Annotated in this window: 1 pseudogene; it reads left to right on the forward strand. The window is 60.2% G+C overall.

The annotated features are described in order from the left end of the window. A pseudogene (locus FC814_RS22600) lies at positions 1 to 282 on the forward strand (hypothetical protein); the annotation flags it as partial. Between the last annotated feature and the right edge of the window lie 92 nt (positions 283 to 374).

Genomic DNA, 374 nt, shown 5'->3' on the forward strand with positions numbered 1-374 from the left:
GAAAGCGATCACCCCTGCTGGCTCGATGAAGATGACGAAAACCTGCCCGTGGTGCTCGATGCCATCGTGAACCGGGGAGCACGTTTTTCGTCGGTGGAAATGTACCTGGTCAGCGATTGTATTGAGCATATCCTGTCCAGTGGGCTGGCCTGCGATGTGCTGCGTATACCCGATGAACCGCCCCGCCGCTGGTTTGACCGTGGTGTTCTGCGGGAGGTGGTCCGGGAAGCCCGGACCGAAATCCGCAGCATGGCGGATGCCCTGGCAAAAATCCGGAAATGATGACACTGGCGGGGTAAATCCCCGCCTTTTTCCTGCCGGTCCCCGGACAGAGCACAAAGGAAGTCGCCGCCGGCTCCGCTTTACCCGGCCAT

Source organism: Escherichia sp. MR (genome assembly GCF_005280595.1).
Lineage (GTDB): Bacteria > Pseudomonadota > Gammaproteobacteria > Enterobacterales > Enterobacteriaceae > Escherichia > Escherichia ruysiae.